General features: G+C 61.4%; 15 protein-coding genes. 8 read left to right on the forward strand and 7 right to left on the reverse strand.

Going from position 1 to position 17,287, the window contains the following annotated elements:
- Positions 1-18 precede the first annotated feature (18 nt).
- Together NW841_RS02770 and NW841_RS02775 are read right to left on the reverse strand one after the other, a co-directional pair.
- Positions 19-1,854 carry a glycoside hydrolase family 3 N-terminal domain-containing protein gene (locus NW841_RS02770; RefSeq protein WP_414385237.1) on the reverse strand — a complete coding sequence of 612 codons (1,836 nt, stop codon included), beginning with the start codon at positions 1,852-1,854 and terminating at the stop codon, positions 19-21.
- An 89-nt stretch (positions 1,855-1,943) separates the two neighbouring features.
- Positions 1,944-3,353, reverse strand: coding sequence for a RecQ family ATP-dependent DNA helicase (locus NW841_RS02775; RefSeq protein ID WP_414385240.1), 1,410 nt, complete (start codon positions 3,351-3,353; stop codon positions 1,944-1,946).
- Positions 3,354-3,629: 276 nt separating this feature from the next.
- Here NW841_RS02775 and hisB point away from each other — a divergent pair, with 276 nt between their 5' ends.
- Complete coding sequence (gene hisB, locus NW841_RS02780) at positions 3,630-4,250, forward strand: imidazoleglycerol-phosphate dehydratase HisB (RefSeq protein WP_414372137.1); 621 nt, start codon at positions 3,630-3,632, stop codon at positions 4,248-4,250.
- On the opposite strand, the gene NW841_RS02785 is transcribed toward hisB, so the two are convergent.
- Complete coding sequence (locus NW841_RS02785; RefSeq protein WP_414385241.1) at positions 4,233-4,859, reverse strand: pseudouridine synthase; 627 nt, start codon at positions 4,857-4,859, stop codon at positions 4,233-4,235. The genes hisB and NW841_RS02785 overlap by 18 nt on opposite strands.
- A 112-nt stretch (positions 4,860-4,971) precedes the next feature.
- Between NW841_RS02785 and NW841_RS02790 the strand changes: the two genes are divergently transcribed.
- Together NW841_RS02790 and recN are read left to right on the forward strand one after the other, a co-directional pair.
- A complete protein-coding gene (locus NW841_RS02790) occupies positions 4,972-5,286 on the forward strand; it encodes a hypothetical protein (RefSeq protein WP_414364025.1) in 315 nt (104 codons plus the stop codon).
- Between the two features lie 72 nt (positions 5,287-5,358).
- Positions 5,359-7,050 (forward strand): DNA repair protein RecN, encoded by a 1,692-nt coding sequence (gene recN, locus NW841_RS02795; RefSeq protein ID WP_414385242.1) that lies wholly within the window; start codon positions 5,359-5,361, stop codon positions 7,048-7,050.
- Positions 7,051-7,089: 39 nt separating this feature from the next.
- Here recN and NW841_RS02800 read toward each other — a convergent pair whose 3' ends face one another.
- Positions 7,090-7,797, reverse strand: a complete 708-nt coding sequence (locus NW841_RS02800; protein WP_414385244.1) for an ABC transporter ATP-binding protein — start codon at positions 7,795-7,797, stop codon at positions 7,090-7,092.
- A complete protein-coding gene (locus tag NW841_RS02805; RefSeq protein ID WP_414378337.1) occupies positions 7,794-8,612 on the reverse strand; it encodes an ABC transporter ATP-binding protein in 819 nt (272 codons plus the stop codon). Before NW841_RS02805 ends, NW841_RS02800 begins: the two co-directional genes overlap by 4 nt.
- 231 nt (positions 8,613-8,843) lie before the next feature.
- Here NW841_RS02805 and NW841_RS02810 point away from each other — a divergent pair, with 231 nt between their 5' ends.
- The 4 genes from NW841_RS02810 (at position 8,844) to NW841_RS02825 (ending at position 13,435) form a co-directional block, all read left to right on the forward strand.
- On the forward strand, positions 8,844-10,097 hold the full coding sequence (locus NW841_RS02810; RefSeq protein WP_414364021.1) for an ABC transporter substrate-binding protein: 1,254 nt from the start codon (positions 8,844-8,846) through the stop codon (positions 10,095-10,097).
- Positions 10,098-10,232: 135 nt separating this feature from the next.
- A complete protein-coding gene (locus NW841_RS02815; RefSeq protein ID WP_414385246.1) occupies positions 10,233-11,363 on the forward strand; it encodes a quinone-dependent dihydroorotate dehydrogenase in 1,131 nt (376 codons plus the stop codon).
- Positions 11,364-11,375: 12 nt separating this feature from the next.
- A complete protein-coding gene (gene btpA, locus NW841_RS02820) occupies positions 11,376-12,263 on the forward strand; it encodes a photosystem I biogenesis protein BtpA (protein WP_414364019.1) in 888 nt (295 codons plus the stop codon).
- Between the two features lie 53 nt (positions 12,264-12,316).
- Positions 12,317-13,435 (forward strand): diguanylate cyclase, encoded by a 1,119-nt coding sequence (locus NW841_RS02825; protein ID WP_414385248.1) that lies wholly within the window; start codon positions 12,317-12,319, stop codon positions 13,433-13,435.
- On the opposite strand, the gene NW841_RS02830 is transcribed toward NW841_RS02825, so the two are convergent.
- Both NW841_RS02830 and mutL read right to left on the reverse strand, forming a co-directional pair.
- Positions 13,405-14,262 (reverse strand): vitamin K epoxide reductase family protein, encoded by an 858-nt coding sequence (locus NW841_RS02830; protein ID WP_414364017.1) that lies wholly within the window; start codon positions 14,260-14,262, stop codon positions 13,405-13,407. The two genes, NW841_RS02825 and NW841_RS02830, sit on opposite strands and share 31 nt — an antisense overlap.
- Positions 14,263-14,299: 37 nt before the next feature.
- Positions 14,300-16,060, reverse strand: a complete 1,761-nt coding sequence (gene mutL, locus NW841_RS02835) for a DNA mismatch repair endonuclease MutL (RefSeq protein ID WP_414385250.1) — start codon at positions 16,058-16,060, stop codon at positions 14,300-14,302.
- Between the two features lie 313 nt (positions 16,061-16,373).
- Between mutL and NW841_RS02840 the strand changes: the two genes are divergently transcribed.
- Entirely contained in the window at positions 16,374-17,036 is a 663-nt protein-coding gene (locus tag NW841_RS02840) for a DUF3386 domain-containing protein (RefSeq protein WP_414378342.1), read from the forward strand.
- Positions 17,037-17,287 lie beyond the last annotated feature (251 nt).

Below are 17,287 nucleotides of genomic sequence, written 5' to 3' on the forward strand. Positions count from 1 at the left end.
AACGGTATTTACTTTTTCTTAATTATTTGCTGAAGCTGTCTGAGGTTTAGGTTTCTCTGGGATGAGCCGGTGGGGAAACAGGCGCTGCATGGCTTCTGCCTGGGCCCAGGGATCGGTGTTGAGGCTGTGGATGACGTTGGCTCCTTGCAAGTAACTGCGGAGGCGATAGCCAACCTGCAGGTTTCCATAAATAACAACGGCTGCTACCTGCTCCCGCCGCCGCCCTAGCCAATCCACCACATAGTTGGGCAGAGGATCGCGAACAAAGGCTTGGAAAATCCACTGGCCGCTGCTGTTGTTTAGAGCTGCCTCCAGCAAGCTCAAGGGGGTAAGGGAATGGCTAAGCAGAGGAGGAAGACCCAAGCTGGCGGGAATGCTCAGGGTAGGAGATTCGGCTAAAAGCACTGCTTCAGGACCCAGGGAGAGATCCTGCCAGATCCAGTTCCAACTGCCGGGCGGCAAGGGCAAAGGCAGGGGTTGGCCGCCTGTCACTCCACCGCGGGCCATGGCCGCCTGACAGGGGGCAATGTCGCTCTCTGCTAGAAGGGATCCCAACTGGGCGACTCTGGGCAGATGCGGACGTGTGCCGAACAGCTTGGCCAAAGGCGAGTCCTTGGCCAGGGGATCCCCCAGCAGCAGGGGCTTTAGTTGCTCGTCGGAAAAGCCGCGGTTGAGGGCCGGGTCAGTGGGATCCTTAGCCCCCATCCAGCCGGGTACCAGGCTGAAATCTGTTTCCGCCAGGGCCGGCCACACTTGCTTGAGCAGGGCGGAGGTGGAGGGAAAAAGCCGCTGTTTGGCCCGCAGCACCCGCGTCACCGATTGGGCAATGGCCTGGGCGTCTAGGGATCCCTGCTGCACGGCTTCCACAATGGTCGCCACAGCCGCCAAAGGATCGGGAGCGGCCAAAAGGAGGTCAGCGCCGGCCTGGAGGGCCCGCACTGCTAGTGGGCAGGGAGAGGACTCCGTCTCACTGACGCGAACAGCCAGCTCGGCCAAGAAGCCCTGATCGAGGCCCTCGACCACAATCAGCCCACTGAACCCCCATTCTTGGCGCAGCAGTTGCGTTAGCCGCCCCGGCAAAAAAGAGATTGGCCAGCGCTCATCCCACTCTGGCAGCACCACTGGCGCAACCGAGATGGCCCCCACCTGCTCCACCAAGCCGCGGAAGGGCAGCCAAGGCCCCTCCTGCAGCTCACTCAGGGCCAGCCTCAGGCGAGGACACCAGGGGACATCGGTTGACTTTGGCTGCAGCGCTGCGCCTGCTGGTAGAGACTCCACCCAATCCCGGCCGGGGAAGGATCTGGCAGTGGTCAGGATCCCGCCGGGGACGGCTTGCTCACATCCGCGCACAAAGGCCCGCGCCAGTTGCAACGCCAGGTGCGGCTCCTCCGCCAGCGCCAGCTCTGCTGGGCCTTGCCCCAGGGGCTCAGCCACCGGGCCAAGCAGCCAGTTAATGCCGATGGCCGCCGCCTCCCGCGCCGTGATCCTTCCCCACTGTTCTGCCCAGCGCTCGGCTTCGGATCCCAGGCGGCTTAGGCCCAGGGGGTGGGGGAAAGAAGTAGCCCCCGCCAGCGCCAGGCCGCGACTGGCCTCGGCTGCCACCAAAAGGGGCAGGGCAGCCCAAGACTGCGCCTCCTCGATCAGCAGCAGGGCCTCTGCCACATGGCCCTCAGTAATCCAGAGGCCCCCGATCCCCACCTCTTGGATCAGTCGCTTGAGGACCTCTCGGGGAGGAGACTGGGATCCCAGGCGGGCCGAAACCGGCACCACCAGCAGTTGGGCCACCTGCCGTGCTAAGGACAAGGGCTGCTCAAGGGCCGCGACCGGGGATCCCGAACCACTCATGGACACCATCAGCAAGGGGAAAGCGAGGGGATCCTATCCTTTGCGAAAACGCCGGGCAAGCGCAAAGATCCTAACCCCTCTGCCGGCTGCCGAAACCCTCAACGCCTTTGGGAAGCCCGGCAGCGGTCGCAGGTGCCGCAGGGCAGGCTGGACTGGTTCTCAGGGTAGCCAAAATGTTGCAAAATTGCCTGCCAGCGACAGCCGCGGCTGTGGATGAAGTCCTCCATCCCCCGCCAGGGATCCTCCCGCCGTGGCGGTTGCCAGCGGCGGTGCAGCACCTGGAAGTGAAAGGGATCTGGCCAGTGCAGACAGCCCATTTCCTGTAACAGGCCCAGGGCCACCCGCGTCTCCCCGGGGGGCAAGTCGGCATAGGATCCCTGGGAGGGCAGAGTTTGGAGCAAACGCCGTGCTTGGGCCAGCAGGCGCTCCTGCTGGGAATAGAAATAGGCTTGGCGCTGGCGATCGGTGGGATCCAGCAGGCCCGTCGGCTCCGAGACAAGCATGAGGGCCCGGCAAGGGCCACCATCCCGCCCGCCCCGCCCCACCTCCTGCAGATAGTCCATCAAGTTAGGGGGTGGGTGAAAGTGCAGCACCCAACGCACGTCCGGCTTGTTGATGCCCATGCCAAAGGCGTTGGTGCAAACCAAAAAGCGCAGCTCTCCCTCTAGCCAAGCCCGTTCCAGCTGGCGGCGGGATCCCGCTTCCAGCCCGCCGTGGTAGGTGGCGGTTTTCTGGTTTTGTCGGCCCAGCCACTCGGCCAGCTCCTCCCCATCCCGCCGGGTGCGCACATACACCAGGCCCGAGCCGGGGTTTTCGGCCAGGAAGCGCAGCAGGCGGCGACGGCGATCCGCTGGGCTCCAGGCCACCTCCACATGGAGGGAGATATTGGCCCGCAGGGGATCGGCGCGGATGCACTCCGGCTGCTGTAGCCCTAGGAGGTGGCGCAGGCGGTTGAGGGTTTCGGGATCGGCGGTGGCAGTAAAGGCAGCGATGGGAAAGGCAGGCTGGCCCAAGGCAGGACGCACCAACCCCAGGCGGCGGTAGTCGGGCCGGAAGGATCCTCCCCAGCGCACCAAGGTGTGCGCCTCGTCCACCATGAGGCCGTTGATAGGCACCTGTTGCAGCCGCTCCCAGACCGGCGGGCTAAAGAGGGTTTCCGGCCCTAGATAGAGTAGACGCAGCCGATTCTCCGCCAACGCCCGCAACACCCGCTTGCGCAGAGCCGGTTCCAGCTCGCTGTGCAGACAGGCTGCCGGCAGACGGCGCCTCCAGAGATCCTGAACTTGGTCCTCCATCAGGGCAATCAGGGGTGAGACCACCAAGGTCAGGCCTGTCTGCAGCAAAGCCGGCAGTTGAAAACACAAGGACTTGCCAAAACCCGTCGGCAGCACCACGAGGGCATCCCGCTTCTCCAGCAAGGCGCGGATTACCCGATCCTGGGGCGGCCGCAGCGCCTCGTAGCCCCAGTACCGCTTGAGGGCAGAGTAAACCTGCTGCCAATCCTGCAAACGGCAATCCCCTTTGCCGCGATCTCTCTACCTACAGCAATCTACAGCGACTTCCTCGAGGGAAGTTCCAGGCCACTTCAGATCCTCCCAAAGGAAGAGGGGGCAGGGGTGAGGGAAACCCCCTGCCAGATCCACTCCCTAGGCTGGACGGCTGGGATCGGGGCTAGCGGGGAAGCGATGATGCCTGCTCAGGCTGGCAAGGTGGGGTTGCAGTAGCCATAGGGCAGCAGGCTTGTGCGATGCTAGAGGTGGGGTGTTCCTGCTGCTTTGGTTCCCATGACTGCCCTAGATTCCACGTGCTCGCTCCAGCCCAGAGTGGCTTTTGTTCACCGTCGCACAGCAGAGACGGACGTGCAGGTTCGCCTCAACCTCGATGGCAAGGGGCAGCACGAGATCGACACGGGGATCCCCTTTTTGGACCACATGCTGGCCCAGCTCAGCACCCATGGGCTAATTGATCTCCAGATCAAAGCGGTGGGGGATCTGCACATCGACGATCACCACACCAACGAAGATGTGGGCATCACGTTGGGACAAGCCCTAGCCCAGGCGCTGCAGGATCGGCGCGGCATTTACCGTTTTGGCCACTTCTGGGCGCCTTTGGATGAGGCCTTGGTGCAGGTGGTACTGGATTTTTCCGGACGCCCCCACCTCAGCTACGGCCTGGAGCTAACTGTGGAGCGCATTGGCCGCTACGAAACCCAGTTGGTGCGAGAGTTTTACCAGGCATTGGTCAACCACGCCCAGCTGACCCTGCACATCCGCCAGGCAGCCGGCCTCAATGCCCACCACCTTGTTGAAGCCAGTTTCAAAGCCTTTGCCCGCGCTCTGCGCATGGCCGTAGAGCGGGATCCGCGCCGACAGGATGGGATCCCCAGCTCAAAAGGGGTGCTGTAAACTTAGCTCCCGCTTCAGCTGGGGACGGCGTGGCTGGCCAAAACAACACTGCCGCAGGCGGGCCAACTCCGCCTCACTGAGATCCTGCCACTGGCCGGGAGCCAGTCCCTCCAGCGAGAGAGGGCCCAGCCGCACTCGCACCAATCGCAGAGTTGGGATGCCGACAGCGGCGGTCATGCGGCGCACCTGGCGATTGCGACCTTCCTGCAGCGTCAGCTCCAGCCAAGTGGTGGGGATGGAGCGGCGAAAGCGAATGGGCGGATCCCGCGGTGGCAAGGGTGGCTCTTCGGTGAGAACCCTCACCTGGGCAGGGCGGGTTTTCCGCCCCTGGATGATCACCCCTTTTTCCAACTGTTGCAGAGCCTGCGGCGTGGGGATCCCTTCCACCTGCACCCAGTAGGTGCGCTCGTGGCCAAACTTGGGATCGATGAGGCGGGCGTTGAGGCGACCATCGTCGGTTAGCAGAAGCAGACCTTCGCTATCTCGATCCAACCGCCCCACCGGATAGACCCTGGGCACCGGGATGAAAGACTTGAGAGTTGGCCGCCCCTGCCGGTCAGTAAATTGGGTGAGCACGCCGTAGGGTTTGTAAAACTTGAGGTAGCGCATGGCAAAAGGGTGGATCCCGTCTTTTAAGGTTGGGCAGAGCAGCTTCAACGGTAAGATCAAGCCTTGAGGGCAGCGTTTCCCCCTGGCGGCAGAGTTTGACGGATCTCACCTCATGACGATAGACAACAATCTACTCTGGGTTTTAATTGGAACGGCAGGGCTCTCCCTTCTCAGTCTGGTGTACGTGTGGGTGGATGAGGGGATCAAACGGCGCCGCTACGAGCGGCAAAAGCAAGAAGAGGCTGCCCAAGCCGCTGCCGCTGCCCCCGAGCCCACCGCCACAGAGCCAAAAGCCGAGCTCGAACCCTCCGCCTCTCTCCAGGAGGCAGAGGTAGCGCCTAATACACCCAATGCCCCAGCCGCTACCTCCGAGCCGCTTGCCGATACCGCCGCTAGAACAGAGGAGACGCCGGAGGCCACCCCTTGAAGCTGCTCTTCCCCCGTTCTGCCTAAGTCGGCAGGTGGGCTAACCTGAGACAGGACGGCCAACGGGATCCCTATGTTGCGCCTGTTGCGGATCGAGAACTTCGCCCTCATCGAGCAGTTGGAGATCCCCTTTCGGGCGGGGCTGAATGTACTCACGGGAGAAACAGGGGCAGGCAAATCTATCATTCTCGAGGCTCTCGATGCCGCGCTAGGGGGGCCAGCTCGCACTCTGCGCAGCGGCAGCGAGCGGGGCCTAGTGGAAGCCGTTTTCCAGCCCACGGCCGCCCTGGAGGCCTGGCTAGAGCAGGAGCAAATTGAGCCTTTGGAAGAAGGCCTGGTCTGCAGCCGCGAGCTGGGGGTGCGCAACGGCAAGCTCAGCAGCCGCCTGCGAGTCAACGGGGTGCTGGTGAACAAGGCTCAGATGCTCAGCCTGCGCTCCCACCTGATGGAGATCACCGCCCAGGGTCAGACAATCCAGCTCCAGTTGCCCCAAACTCAGCGCCGCTGGCTGGATGCCTTTGGCGGCGAAGAGCTGTTGCGCCTGCGCCTAGAGGTGGCAGCTTGCTACCAAACCTGGAGCCAGCTCAAAGCAGAGATAGCATCCCGCCAACAAAACCAACAACTGCGGCTGCAGCGGCTAGATCTCCTGGAGTTGCAAGCCCAAGAACTGGCTGCCCTGCGCCTAGAGGATCCCGACGAGCTGACCAAATTGGAGCGGGAGCGGGAGCGCCTAGCCCACTGCGTGGAACTGCAGCAGCAGAGCTATGCCGTCCACCAACTGCTCTACCAAAACGACAGCGGCTCGCCGGCTATTGCTGACTTGTTGGCCCAAGCCGAGCGGTTGCTGCAGAGCATGGCTCAACGGGATCCCGACCTAACTCCCCTCCTCGAACTGGTTAGCAGCGCCCTCGTTCAGGTGGAGGAGGCCGGACGGGAGCTGCTGCGCTACGGCGAGACCCTGGAAGCAGATCCCAGTCGGCTAAACAAAGTTGAACGGCGCCTTGCCCAACTGCGCCAGGCCTGCCGCAAATACGGCCCCACCCTGGCCGAGGTGATGGCCCACGCGCAGCGGGTGCAGGCAGAGTTGGCCCAACTGCGGCACGAGAGCACCGACTTGGAGGAACTAGAGGCGCGGCTAGACCAGGCAGCCCAGGAGCTGGAGCGCCACTGCCAGGCGCTTTCCCACCTGCGGCAGCAGGCGGCCCGGAAACTGGAAAAGGCCCTCGTTGAGGAGCTCAAGCCCCTGGGGATGAGCGGCGTGCAATTCCAGGTGCAAATCCAGCCAGGATCCCCCAGTGCCGAAGGGGTGGATCAGGTGAGCTTTTGGTTTAGCCCCAACCCCGGCGAGCCCCTGCAACCCCTGGCGGAGATTGCCTCCGGCGGCGAGATGAGCCGTTTTCTACTGGCCTTAAAGGCGGTGTTCAGCCGCGTCGATCCGGTGACTACCCTGGTTTTTGACGAGATCGACGTTGGCGTATCCGGCAAGGTGGCGCAGGCCATTGCCGCCAAATTGCACCAGCTGGCCCGGAACCACCAAGTTCTCTGCGTTACCCACCAAGCCCTGATTGCCGCCCTAGCCGATCACCACCTGCGGGTTTACAAAGTGGTGCAAGAAGGGCGGACCTGCGTGCGGGTGGATCCTCTGGGAGAGAGGGAGCGCCGGGAAGAATTGGCCCAACTGGCCGCTGGCCACTCCGCCCAGGAGGCAATGGGCTTTGTGGAAGCCCTTCTCAAGCAGGCAGTCCAACTGGCCAGCTCCGCCTAGCTCCCCTCCCCCTCGAAAGAGGGGCTGGGGGTGAGGGCCTCAACCTCCCAAAAACAGCTCCAGCACTTGGGGATTGTGCAACAGGTTGGGGCCAGTATCCTCAAAGCGGTTTTCTCCCATGGACAAGACGTAGCCCCAGTCCGCTATAGCCAGAGCCTGCTTGGCATTTTGCTCCACCATCAGGATACTGACGCCAAGGCGGTTGATCTCCTGCAGGAGAGCAAAGGTCTGCTCAACGTACAGGGGCGACAGGCCAGCAGTGGGCTCGTCCAGTAACAACAGCCGGGGCTCTGTCATCAACGCCCGCCCCATGGCCAGCATCTGCCGCTGCCCACCGGAGAGGGATCCCGCCGCTTGCTTTCGCTTCTCTTTTAGGGGCGGAAACAGCTCATAAACTCGCTCCAGTTGAGCAGTGTAGTTATCGCGCCGGATAAAGGCCCCCATCTCCAGGTTTTCCTGCACCGTGAGGGAGGGAAAGACATTGTTGGTTTGGGGCACAAAGCCAATCCCCCGCCGCACCAGTTGCTCGGCAGGGAGATGGGTGATGTCAGAGCCTTGGAACAGCACCCGGCCAGAGTGGATAGTGGCCAACCCAAAGAGGGACTTGAGCACCGTGGATTTGCCCGCGCCGTTGGGGCCGATGATGACCACAATTTGGCCCGGATTGACCTTGAGGCGGATCCCTTTGAGGATGTCCACGCCGCGGTAGCCGCTGTAGAGATCTTGAATCTCTAGCAAAGGGGTCATGGGGGGGATCCCTCCGGCGAGACGGTGGAGGCCGGCCCGGAGCTGAGAGCATCCGCCAGGGCAATGGATCCGAGATAGGCCTCACGCACGGCTGGGTTTTGCTTGATTTCCTGCATGGATCCCTGCGTCAGCACCCTCCCCCCCGCCATGACCACCACATGGTGGCAAAGGCGAGTCACCAGATCCAGGTCGTGTTCGATGATGCAGAAGGTGCAGCCGCGCTCACGGTTGAGGTACTCGATAAAGCGCATCAAGTCCGCCAGCAGCGTGCGGTTGACACCAGCCCCTGGCTCGTCCAAGAGGATGACCCGCGCGTTCGCCATTAGAGTACGTCCCAGTTCCAACAGCTTCTTTTGTCCGCCGGAAAGGTTGACCGCCAGTTGATCGCGTAGGTGGATGAGGTTGAGCCGTTCCAAAACTTCTTCAGCCCGAGCCTGAAGCTGGCGCTCTTGCCGTTGCACGCGCCGCCAGCGGAACCAGGTGTTGAACAGGTTCTCCCCCGCCTGCTCAGGAGGGACGACCATCAAGTTTTCTAGAACGGTCATGCGGCCAAACTCCCGCGGGATCTGGAAGGTGCGCACCAGCCCGCGGTGGAACAAGCGGTGGGGAGGCAGGCCGGTGACATCTTCCCCATCCAGCCAAATGCGGCCGCTGCTGGGTCGAATAAACCCGGCAATGATGTTAAAAAGAGTTGTTTTCCCCGCCCCGTTGGGGCCGATCAAGCCCGTGATCCGGCCAGCTTCGATGCGGAAGGAACAGCGATCCAGGGCATTGACGCCGCCAAACTGTTTGGAGATGTTGTCGATAACAATCACGCTGCTGCTCTGGGAAAACTCGATTACCCAATGGATCCGCCATTGTATGAACTTTTATCGTAGGATAACGAGCCCTATTTAACCAAACTCGGGAATAGGTTTGCCAAAAAGCTACTCCTTGGGGGTTGGGCTGACTCTAGGAGGGAACTCTCCGAGGTAAGCCAACGTCTGCTTCTGTACCATCAACTTTTGGGAATCGCAGTTTTATTCCCTCATTGGAGGTTCTTGGTTATGTCCTCTGTGCACAAACTGACCCGGCGGGCCTTCGCAACGGCGGCAGCTCTGACGGCAGCGGCGCTGGCCACCACCCTGCTGCCGAGCACAGCTCAGCAAGCAGCCCAAACCCCGATCAAAATTGGAGCGCTGCTGTCTTTGACAGGCGACCTGCAAGCCTATGGGGAAAACTGCCTCAAGGGCATCAAGCTGGCCCTGGATCAGATCAACGCTGCTGGCGGCGTCCTCGGATCCCAAATCCAAGTGGTGGAGGCGGATGACCAAACCTCAGCCCAGCCGGCTATCGATGCTGCCCAGCGGCTCGTGAATGTGGAGAAGGTGGCCGCCATTATTGGTGCTTTGGGCAGTGGCGTTACCATCCCAGTGGCCACAACAGTAACAGTTCCCAGCAAGATTCCGCAGATTTCGCCCGCTTCTACTGCTCCCAGCATCACCACCTTGGACGACAATGACTTTCTGTTCCGCACCGTTCCTTCCGATGCTTTCCAAGGGGTAGCCCTGGCGCAAATTACCCGCGAAGAGAAGCTGGATCGCCTGGCGGTTATCTACATCAACAACGACTACGGCCAAGGGCTGGCCGACAGCTTCAAGGCAGCCTTTGAGAAGCAGGGAGGCAAGATCACCAAGGCCGTCCCCTACGAGCCCGGCAAAGCCTCCTACCGCGGCGAGCTGGATCAGCTCAAGGAAGGGGATCCCCAGGCCCTAGTGGTTATTGGCTATCCAGAAAATGGTGCGGTTATCCTGCGGCAGGCTTTGGAAGGGGGGCTATTTGACCGCTTTGTCTTCACAGACGGCATGCGCTCTCCCGATCTGGCCACCCAGGTGGGGGCGGACAAGCTTGAGGGATCCATCGGCACTTCGCCCCAGGCCCTCACCGATAGCAAGGCTTACCAGAGCTTTGCCGAAGCCTACAAAACTACCTACGGGGAGCTGCCCCCCACGCCTTACATTGACACCGCCTACGACGCCGCCTTCCTCTTGGCTCTGGCCATTCAAAAGGCCGGCAGCACCGATGGCACCGCCATCCGCGATGCTCTGCGGCAAGTGGCCAATCCCCCCGGCACCGAGATCCTGCCAGGAGAGTGGGCCAAGGCGGTGGAGCTACTCAAGAAAGGGGAGGACATTGACTACACCGGTGCTTCCGGCTCGCTGAACTTCGACGAGAAGGGAGACGTGGCTGGAACCTTTGCCCACTGGACTTTTAAAGAAGGAAAGATCGTGGATTTGCAGGTGTTTGAGCCGGAAGGCTAAGAGTCTTTAGGCCGGTGGTGCTCGGCTTGGCCGGGCCAGTTCCCGCCCAAGCTCAAAAGCGGGGGTCTGCAGAGGAGACTTTTGCAGGCCCCTGTTTTTTGGGGAAGATCAACAGGAGGGGAGCAAGTCTTTGCTGTGAACCTGTACCGAGATGTGCTGCGGCCCTTGCTTTTTTCGGGCCTGAGGGCTGACCCGGAAGCGGTCAAGGTGGGGCTCTTGCGCGCCCTGGAGTGGCTGGACGCCACCCAGGCTACCGGGATCCTGGCTCTTTTGGAGCGCCTGTTCTGCTATCGGGATCCCCGGCTAGAAGTACGGCTCTGGGGCCTCACCTTCCCCAATCCCATCGGCCTGGCGGCGGGCTTTGACAAGGATGGTCACGCTTTGGCCGTCTGGCCCAGCTTGGGCTTTGGCTTTGTGGAGGTGGGCACCGTCACTCCTCAGCCCCAGCCGGGCAACCCCAAGCCGCGCCTGTTCCAGTTGCCCCAGGATCGGGCTGCTCTCAACCACATGGGCTTCAACAACCAGGGGGCGGCAGCTCTGGCCGAACGGCTGCGCCGGCTGCGCCAACGTCTCATTCCCATTGGCATCAACCTGGGCAAAGGGAAGGCCACCCCCCTGGAGGCGGCGGCTGCCGACTACCTGGCCAGCTTTCGTCTGTTGCGGGAGCTGGGAGACTATTTTGTGGTCAACGTCAGCTCCCCCAACACGGCGGGATTGCGATCCCTGCAGGCTGCCGAGCAGTTGGCGCCCATCCTAGCGACGTTGCAGGAGGAAAATCGCGGACAGAAGCCCCTTTTGGTGAAGATTGCCCCTGACTTGGATTGGCCAGCAATTGACGCCATCCTGGAGCTGGCCCAAGCCTACGGACTGGCGGGGATTGTAGCCACCAACACTACCCTGCGCCGCGACAACCTGAAAACCCGCTTCCTGCCCGGCCTGGGGCCCCTCGCTACGGCAGCCGGCGGCATCAGCGGCGCCCCCCTGCGACAGCGCTCCACCCAGGTGATCCGCTACATTCACCAAGCCACCCAGGGGCAATTGCCGATTATTGGAGTGGGGGGCATTTTCACTCTGGCCGACGCCCTGGAGAAACTGGAGGCCGGGGCCAGCCTGCTCCAGGTCTATACCGGCTGGGCCTATGAAGGGCCAAGCCTAGTTCCCCGCCTGTTGCGCGGCCTGGCCGCTGCCAGGAATCCCGCCCCTTTCTCCTCGGAGAGAATGCCGCCAGGGATCCAATCCGGGCGTAAGATTGTTATGGATCCCTGAGGGAACTTGCCGGTGAACCTGCTGCAACACCTGTTCAAAACCCCCCATCCAGTTATTGGGGTGGTTCATCTGTTGCCGCTGCCCACCTCCCCCCGTTGGGGCGGCGACCTGGAGTGGGTGATCGCTCAGGCGGAGCAGGCTGCCACGGCCTTGGCAGCAGGAGGAGTAGATGGGATCCTCGTCGAGAACTTTTACGATGCGCCCTTTGCCAAGGAGCAGGTGGATGCGGCGGTGGTGAGCGCCATGACCGCAGTTGTCCAGCGACTGAAAATGCTGGTCTCCCTGCCCATCGGGATCAACGTCCTGCGCAACGATGGCTACAGCGCCCTAGCCATTGCCGCCTGTGTGGGGGCCCAGTTTATCCGGGTCAATGTCCTCTGCGGGGCGATGGTGACCGACCAGGGCATCATTGAGGGAAATGCCCACCGCCTGCTGCGCTACCGCCGCGAGCTGGGGGCCGACATCAAGATCTTTGCCGATGTGCTGGTGAAGCACGCCCAGCCCCTAAGTCCCATTAGCCTGGAGGCGGCTATCGCCGACACGGTGGAGCGCGGCCTAGCCGATGCCATTGTTCTCTCCGGCTGGGCCACCGGAAAACCGCCTCTTCTGGAAGATCTGAAGCTGGCCCGCCAAGTTGCCCCTCAGGTACCTCTGTTGATTGGCTCAGGGGCCACCGCCGAAAACATCGGCACCCTCATCCGCCACGCGGATGGCGTGATTGTGGCCAGTTCTCTGAAACGGCCGGCCCGTTCCGCCGGCATGCCGGTGGGCTGTGCGGATCCCTTTCCCCTCATCGACCCCATCCGGGTGCGGCAGTTTGTGGAAGCATTGCACCTTGGCCTGGGCGAACAGCCCGCCAATCCGGCTTGCCTGGCCACTCCCAGCTCTAGCTGCAGCTAGACCTCAGGGATAGAATTGTCATTCATTACTTCGTCGTATCAGGGTTTCTCCTCATGTTGTCGGCTGAACTCGAAGGCTGGCAGCCTTCCCCCAGCTTGGTTTCCGCTCCCGTTGGTGGGACGGAGCCCTTGCCCTTGGAGGAAGTTTCGTGGAGCCACGTGCCGGCTCAGGTTCCCTGCATTTGGGTCATCGACGATGACCCGGTGAGCCGTCGCTACATCGGCAAAGTCCTTAGAAGCTCCAACTATCAAGTGGAAAGCTGGGAAAGCGGCCAGTTGGCCTGGGAGCACCTGCAGACCCTGGATGAAAGCGAATGGCCGGATTTGATCATCTGCGACTGGGTCATGCCGGGTTTGTCTGGAGTAGAGCTCTGTCGCCGTCTGAAGCACTCCGCTGCCGGCCAGTTTGTCTACTTCCTTTTGCTCACCGCCCGCTCCGAAGTTGAGGATCGGGTGCAGGGGCTGGATGCAGGGGCGGACGAGTTTATCGTTAAGCCGGTCGAGGCTGAGGAGCTGCGGGCCCGGGTACGGGCGGGGCTGCGCCTGCAGCGGCTCACCCGAGCTCTGGCCCAGGCCAACCGGCAACTGCGGGCCCGCAACGAGCTGTTGGAGTCTCTGTCTTTGACGGATCCCTTGACTGGAGCCTTGAACCGCCGCGCTCTCGACCAGGCGTTGCCCCATTTACTCAAGCAGGTGGGGCCCCGTGGGCAAGCCCGCTATCGCTATCTCTGCCTGCTGATGATGGATGTGGATTACTTCAAGCAGGTCAACGACACCTACGGCCACTTCATCGGCGACTGCGTGTTGCAGGCCCTTGTTGGGCGGCTGCACAATCAACTGCGTCCCTCCAGCCTGCTCTACCGCTACGGCGGCGAAGAATTTGTCTGCGTCACCCCTGGGCTCAACCCCGCCCACTGCCACCGCTACGCCGAGTCTCTGCGCCGGGCCATCGCCAGCCGGCCAATTGACGTTTCGCCCAAACGCAGCCTGCCTGTCACCATTAGCATTGGCGGGATCGTTATCAGCGAAGATGACCCCTTAGATCCAGAAGCTGCTCTCCAGCGAGCGGACGAGGCCCTCTACCAGGCCAAGCAAGCCGGGCGAAACTGTGTACGCCTCTTCCTGCCATCGCTACTGGAGAACTACTGTCCTCCGCCGGGCTCGAGAGGGTAGCCGGAAGCTGCCGCCAAGGCTTCCAGCGAGCGCAGCCCCACGTAGGTGCGGCCGTTGATGATCCAGGTGGGATAGCTGGTGATCCCTGCTTCTGTGCATGCCTGGGCTTGGGGCGTACCGGGACCGTTGGGGGAGCACTCCACGTAAGGCACTTGGGCAAAGGCCGACCCAAACAGCTCTTTCTGCTCCTGACAATGGGGGCACCAGTAGGCCCCGTACATGGTACCGCCGATCTGCCGCAGGTGGGCCGCCAACCCTGCCGCCAGGGGGCTGGGGGGAGGAACTTGGTTGGCATACACCCCAATGGTGGTCACCAAGGTGAGAAAGCTCACGAGAATGTAGCTAAAGGCCAGCTTGCCCCAATCCAGCCAGCGGTGGCCCAGCAGGGTTACCGCCCACAGGCCGGCCACCAAGACTATGGCGGTGGTGCAATACAGACAAAATTGCCGCAGCACCCCCACCATCAGGTAGAGCATGTACATTTCAAAGGCGGTCATGGCGGAAACCAGACCAAACAGGGCCGGCCAGCGCCACCGCTTCACCAGCGGGATCCCATCCGGCAGCACCGCCAGCGCCAAGACCCCCAAAAACCCCAGCAGGCCAACTGTTGCCGTCGGGATCCCCAAAAACTCTGCCCAACGGCTGGAGAGCACCAGGTCGCACCCCCCATCCCCCGTGCAGAAAGCGGCAGGCTGATCGGTCAGCTTGGTGTAGGTGAGGTAGGCCGTCAACAGGGATCCCAAGCTGGCCAAGGTTGCCAAGATGGGACGAGCATGGCGCTGCAGCCAGGTCTCTTCTTGGGTTCTGAGTTTGAGGTAGAAGGCCATGGGGTTCTAGAGCGTTCCAGCAGATGGACACCCCCGATTATAGTGGGGCAGCGTTGGCCTCGTCCGTGGGATCCGAGGCAGAAGAGCCGGCTGAGCGCCGCACTTGGGCAGCAAACCTATCCCCCAGTGGCTCCAGCTCCCAAATAGATCCCATCTTGGAGTTGGAAATAGGCCGGTCGCAGATCCCCCAGCGGCGACGAAAGTAGCGGGCCAGATCTTTTTCGGCCAGAGCCAGATACACTGGCCGGCCATGGGGACAAGTGTGGGGATTGGCGGTGCGCTGCCAGGCCTCCAGCAACTGTTGCATCTGCTCCAGGGTAAGGGGGATCCCATTGCGCAGGGCGCCACGACAGGCCACCGCCACTTGAGCTGATTCGAGGTCAGCACAGCGGCTCAGCTCCAGGAGGGATCCCTGAATCTCCTTGGGATCTTCCGACCACAGGGCCAGAGGCAGGCGGCGCACCAGATAGGTGTTGGGGCCAAAGGGTTCCGGCTCCAGCCCTAATTGCTCCAACTGCTCCACGGCTTGGGGGGATAGTCCCTGCAGCATTACAGGCGTCTCCAGTTCTACTGGCTGCCAATGGCGTTGGATGTACTCGTAGCGCACCCGCTCGTGGGCCAGGTGCTGTTCCACCAGCCATAGCCCCTGAGGGTGCTCCGCCAGGATGTAGATTCGGTGCAGTTGGGCCAGGGCCCTAAGAGGGGGCAGGGAGGGAGCCGAGCAAGCGGGAGCAGCAGGAGCTGGGTTGAAGGGAAGATGGGGCTGCCGGCTGGCCTCATAAACCGACTTGGCCTCGCTGGCCCGGATGAGATGCACCGAGCGGCGGCTGGCTTGGCCAGATCCCGATTGGAGAAGAGCGTGCAAGTGCTGGCGCAATTGCTCCTGTCGGATCTCCGGATCCTGGAGATAGAGCTCGCTCTTGGCAGGATGGCGATTCCAGTCCACCTGCTCTGGCGGCAAGCGCAGGTGCACCACCACCAGCGGGTAGCGGTGGCGGGGCAAGGCGTGCTGAAAGACTGACTGGATTAGCCGTTGCCACTCCGGCATCTGCACAAAGCGCCCGTTGACGGCCACGCGGATCCAATCGGGGCGGGGGCGATGCCGGCGATCCGGCAAGCCCAGCACCATTTCCCAATCGCTGTCCCCCTCTCGGATCCGTCGGTAGCGCAGATCCGAGGGATCCACCTGCGGTAACACTTGTAGCAGCAGATCTTGCAAAGACTGGCCCGGCCACAGGCTGAGCAACAGTTGCCCCTCCTGGCGCACCTGCCAACTCACCCAAGGATGGGCCAAGGCTGCATTCTGCACCAGTGTCAAGAGCGGGCGAGTCTGGGGCAGGGAGCGGCGGCGCAAGGGCCAATCGGCAAACAAATCCGCCACCGTGACCACCGTTCCCAAGGCCATGGCTGCTGGTTGCCTGTGGGTCAGCTCCCCTTGGCGGTCGTAGGCGGCCAGCCAGCCGTGGGCATCCGCAGCATGGCGGGTCTGAATCGTCAGGGATCCCAGGCGGGCCAGGCTGTGCAGGGCTTCGCCCCGAAACCCCAGGCTACGCCCATCTAACTTGCTGGTGGTGTGGCGGCGAGCCACCTGCTCCAACTCCGAACCTGGGATCCCTTGCCCATTATCGGCCACCCGCACCTGCCAGCGACTGGGCCAAATCTCTACCTGAATGCGGGTGGCCTGAGCATCGAGGGCATTTTCCAGCAACTCCCGTAGGGCCGCCTCCAGCGAGTCAATCACCTCTCCCGCGGCCATCTGGGCGATCCGCTCTGGGTTCAGGGGCTGGATTTTGGACATGGAGTGAGTTGAGAAAGCAGACCCTCTTTCTGCCAGCCTGTCGCCGAAAGGCCAACAGCGTCGAGCTTTAGCTTAGCTCTCTCTCTGTTGCCGGTGGACAGCGCCTTGCTAATAATTTTCATTAACTTCAAGGGCCCTCTCAGGCAAAGTGAAGGATTGCTGCTCTGCCCCCCTACCCGCTGGCAACCGCCAAGAGCTCCGAGAAAAAGAGAGCTGAGTGGGTGGACAGTTAAAGGAAACCTTAAAATCCCAACCCCAGTCATCAGCCTCTACTAGGATTTAAATAATAAAATTTCTCATTAAGGGGGAGATTATGGCAGCACAGCAGGCTCCGGCCAAAGAGCTGTTTAGAGAGGCCTTTGAGAATCGCTACACCTGGGATAAGGACTTTCCTGGCTACCAAGCTGAGATAGCCTACTTTCCCAAAGAAGGTGACAGCAGCCTCTCCTTCTCAGGAGTTGTGAGTATTGACCGCAACATGAAGATTGATATTGCCGGCGTCGAGGACGAGGAGATCCGCCAGAAAATAAGGGAACAGATGTGGGAAATCATGGTGCATCGCGTTCGTCATTCCTTCGACGAAGAACACGGTGGCCACACCTTTGTCTATGGAGAGCCACAAAATTCAGACATCACTGAAGTTCTTGTTTCGGGCTTATCTTCTACCGATAGGTACTGGGTTCAGGACAAGCACATTCAAAGGGTGCATCGCCATCTTGCCAATCGGACAATTACAGTCTCAGTTCAAGAGTTTTACGATACAGGTGAGGGCTACCTACCCACTCACTACACTGCTGAGTATGGTAGCCCAGGAACCGAAGAAAAAACTCAAGCAAAGATGATCTATGAAGATCGTTATCAAAAAATAGGTCGGTATTGGATTCCAGTTGAGAGAAGAATTTGGGAAGAGCAGGATGGCAAAAAAAGTGCATCGCCTCAGCTTTTCCTCTTCTCAAATATTCGATTTTTCGAATAGCTGGGAAAATAAGTTTTCTCTTTAAAGCAGCAAACCGCCCAGCATCAACCGCCAAGGCCAGGTGGGCTTTCCCCAGTATGCCCATCTGTGTGGGAAAGAGCCAAGCCCCGGCCCTCAAGCAGGGAGAAAACCCCCTGGTGAAGACCAGGGGGTGAAAAGCAGTCGAGTCAGCTAGGTCAGGAGTGGATTAGCCACGGATGGCCGGCGCCACTTCCACCGCCGCCAAGTCCAGCGGGAAGTTGTGCGCATTC

The organism is Synechococcus sp. H60.3, from assembly GCF_047462295.1.
Classification (GTDB): domain Bacteria; phylum Cyanobacteriota; class Cyanobacteriia; order Thermostichales; family Thermostichaceae; genus Thermostichus.

Excerpts from the sequence above, each read along its gene's own strand:
- NW841_RS02770 (WP_414385237.1), bottom strand. The coding sequence starts at position 1,854 with ATGGTGTCCATGAGTGGTTCGGGATCCCCGGTCGCGGCCCTTGAGCAG.
- hisB (WP_414372137.1), top strand. The coding sequence starts at position 3,630 with ATGACTGCCCTAGATTCCACGTGCTCGCTCCAGCCCAGAGTGGCTTTT.
- NW841_RS02785 (WP_414385241.1), bottom strand. The coding sequence starts at position 4,859 with ATGCGCTACCTCAAGTTTTACAAACCCTACGGCGTGCTCACCCAATTT.
- NW841_RS02790 (WP_414364025.1), top strand. The coding sequence starts at position 4,972 with ATGACGATAGACAACAATCTACTCTGGGTTTTAATTGGAACGGCAGGG.
- recN (WP_414385242.1), top strand. The coding sequence starts at position 5,359 with ATGTTGCGCCTGTTGCGGATCGAGAACTTCGCCCTCATCGAGCAGTTG.
- NW841_RS02800 (WP_414385244.1), bottom strand. The coding sequence starts at position 7,797 with ATGACCCCTTTGCTAGAGATTCAAGATCTCTACAGCGGCTACCGCGGC.
- NW841_RS02810 (WP_414364021.1), top strand. The coding sequence starts at position 8,844 with ATGTCCTCTGTGCACAAACTGACCCGGCGGGCCTTCGCAACGGCGGCA.
- NW841_RS02825 (WP_414385248.1), top strand. The coding sequence starts at position 12,317 with ATGTTGTCGGCTGAACTCGAAGGCTGGCAGCCTTCCCCCAGCTTGGTT.
- NW841_RS02830 (WP_414364017.1), bottom strand. The coding sequence starts at position 14,262 with ATGGCCTTCTACCTCAAACTCAGAACCCAAGAAGAGACCTGGCTGCAG.
- mutL (WP_414385250.1), bottom strand. The coding sequence starts at position 16,060 with ATGTCCAAAATCCAGCCCCTGAACCCAGAGCGGATCGCCCAGATGGCC.
- NW841_RS02840 (WP_414378342.1), top strand. The coding sequence starts at position 16,374 with ATGGCAGCACAGCAGGCTCCGGCCAAAGAGCTGTTTAGAGAGGCCTTT.